Below are 2,876 nucleotides of genomic sequence, written 5' to 3' on the forward strand. Positions count from 1 at the left end.
GGCCCTACTGAGTGCGTGGCTTGCCGGGTGGGGTTCAACCGGGCACGCGCTAATCGCTTTCGTGCGCCTGTTTCTGGTCGGGGCTTCTTACCTTAAACCTGTGAAGCATCGGAACCGTGGCTCATGGTCCGGGGGAAGCGCCGCTGGAACCACAGGCTACGGCTTCGCCTTTTTCGGTCGTGGCGTGCCATCCTTGGTCGCGCGGGGTTTGCGCTTGGGGCTGGTTTCCCGTTCCACGGCAATGTTGGCGTCGGCCCCTGGCTGATAGCCACCGGGGCCTGCTGCCTTGTCCAATTCCGCGACCATGCGGCGGATCCGATCGGCCAGTTTTTCCGAACTCATGCTTTCGCGGAAGCGTTCGACCATAAGCGGAAACGCGAGCGGCGTTGTGCGCTTGATCGGGTGAATGTCCAACTGCCGCTGTTGCAGACGGCTCAGGGTCTGTTCCAGCCGCTCGACTTCCAGTTCCTGGCGCAGCACCTCTTCTTCGGCCTGGGTCAGCAGCAGATTGGTCGGATCGTACTGACGGAACACATCGAAGAACAAGCCGCTGGAGGCCTGCAGTTGGCGAGCGCTTTTCTGCGCGCCGGGGTAGCCGGAGAAGACCAGCCCGGCGATCCGCGCAATCTCCCGGAAGCGGCGGCGCGCGAGCTCACCGGCATTGAGACTGGCAAGCACGTCATGCAGCAGATTGTCCTGACTGAACAGGTCGGGCGTGAGCCACTGCAGCCAGTCCACTTCCGTCGCCGAGAGCAGTTCGAAGCCGTAGTCATTGACGGCGATGGAAAAGGTCAGCGGCTGGTGCTGGCCCATGCGCCAGGCCAGCAGGCTGGCAAGTCCCAGATGTACGTGGCGACCCGCGAAGGGGTAGAGGAACAGGTGCCAGCCCTCGCGGGACTTCATCACCTCGGCCAGCAGGGTGGCTTCGGTCGGCAGCGCCGACCCGTCCATCTGCACGCGCAGCAAGGGCTCGACCAGACGCATCTCGGGCGTGGTGAACTGCCCGCGAGAGGCGGCGCCAAGCTGCTCGACCACCGCATCGGCCAGTTCGCTGGACAGGGGCATCCGCCCGCCATTCCAGCGTGGCATGGCGGCTTTCCTGCCTGTGGCGCGGCTGACGTAGGCGGTCATGTTCTCGACGCGCACCAGTTCCAGCAGACGCCCACCGAAAAGGAAATTGTCGCCAGGCCGCAAGCGCGCGATGAAACCCTCCTCGATGGTACCCAGCGAGCGGCCGCTGCCACCCTTGGCCCAGAATTTCACCGTCAGGCTGGCAACGCTGACGATGGTGCCGATGCTCATGCGATGACGCAGCGCCACGCGGCGGCTCGGGACCTTCCACAGCCCGGTCTCGTCCGGCTCGACACGCTGGTAATCCGGGTAGGCGGTGAGCGAATGCCCGCCATGACGGACGAAGGCCAGCGCCCACTGCCAGTGATCATCGGTGAGGGCTTGATACGACCAGGCCTGGCGAACTTCGGCAAACAACTCATCAGGCCGAAAGCCTCCGCCCAGCGCCATACTGACCAGATGCTGCACCAGCACATCGAGCGGGCGCTGCGGGGCGCTGCGCGCTTCGATTCGCCGCTCTGCGATCGCTACCTGGGCTGCGGCGGCTTCTACCACTTCCACGCTGTGGGTCGGCACCAGGGTGACCCGGGAGGTTCGCCCCGGTGCATGACCGGAACGGCCAGCCCGTTGCATCAACCGTGCTACGCCTTTCGGCGAACCGATCTGCAGCACCCGTTCGACCGGCAGGAAATCGACGCCCAGGTCCAGGCTGGAGGTGCAGACCACTGCTTTCAGCGCGCCTTGCTTGAGGCCCTGCTCGACCCAATCGCGGACCTCGCGCGCCAGGGAGCCGTGATGCAGGGCAATCAGCCCGGCCCAGTCCGGTCGCGCATCCAGCAGCGCCTGATACCAGATTTCCGACTGCGAACGGGTGTTGGTGAACACGAGGGTGGTCGCAGCCGAGTCGATCTCTTCGACCACCTGCGGCAGCATGCGCAGGCCCAGATGACCGGCCCAGGGGAAGCGCTCGATGCTCGGCGGCAGCAGGGTGTCGACGCGCAGGTCCTTGTCGACCTTGCCCTGTACCAGCTTGCCGCTGTTCGGATGCAACAACACGTCAAGCGCGTGCGGCTGATTGCCCAAGGTGGCCGACAGCCCCCAGACGATCAGCTCCGGCATCCATTGGCGTAGCCGCGCCAGCGCCAGTTGCAACTGCACGCCGCGCTTGTTGCCCAGCAGCTCATGCCATTCGTCCACCACCAGCATGCGCAGGCCGGCAAAGGCCTGGCGCGCATCGGCGCGAGTCAGCAGCAGCGTGAGGCTTTCCGGGGTCGTCACCAGCGCACTGGGCAGGCGCCGCCCCTGGTGCGCACGTTCTGAACTACTGGTATCACCGGTTCGCAGGCCGATGCTCCAGTTGATGCCGAGGTCGTCCAACGGGGCTTGCAACGCGCGGGCCGTGTCAGCGGCCAGCGCGCGCATCGGTGTAATCCAGAGGACGGTGAGCGGCGCAGGTTTGTCCGAAGGTGTGGTCTTTTCCAGCGGCTCGCGTGGACGGTCATGCGATGCGGCGGCGAATCGATTCAGCGCACCCAGCCAGACGGCGTACGTCTTGCCCGAGCCCGTGGTGGCGTGGAGCAGGCCCGATTCGCCCTTGTGTACTGCCTGCCAAACCTGCTGCTGGAACGGGAAAGGCTGCCAGTTGCGGTTGGCAAACCAACGTTCGGCAAGCGACGCGGGCGTCGTACTCATAACCCGAAGGCCACCCGATACAAGCGAAGGGCGTGCTTCGGCTTTTCGTAGGAGCGAGCTTGCTCGCGATCCTGGGGCTCCGCGGGGCTGGAGATCGCCAGCAAGCTGGCTCC

At 65.4% G+C, this 2,876-nt stretch carries 1 protein-coding gene; it reads right to left on the reverse strand.

The features are described from left to right. Positions 1 to 156: 156 nt before the first annotated feature. Positions 157 to 2,763, reverse strand: a complete 2,607-nt coding sequence (locus tag NA637_RS24475) for a ligase-associated DNA damage response DEXH box helicase (protein WP_256075130.1) — start codon at positions 2,761 to 2,763, stop codon at positions 157 to 159. Between the last annotated feature and the right edge of the window lie 113 nt (positions 2,764 to 2,876).

Source organism: Stutzerimonas stutzeri, assembly GCF_024448935.1.
Taxonomy (GTDB): Bacteria; Pseudomonadota; Gammaproteobacteria; order Pseudomonadales; family Pseudomonadaceae; genus Stutzerimonas; species Stutzerimonas stutzeri_AO.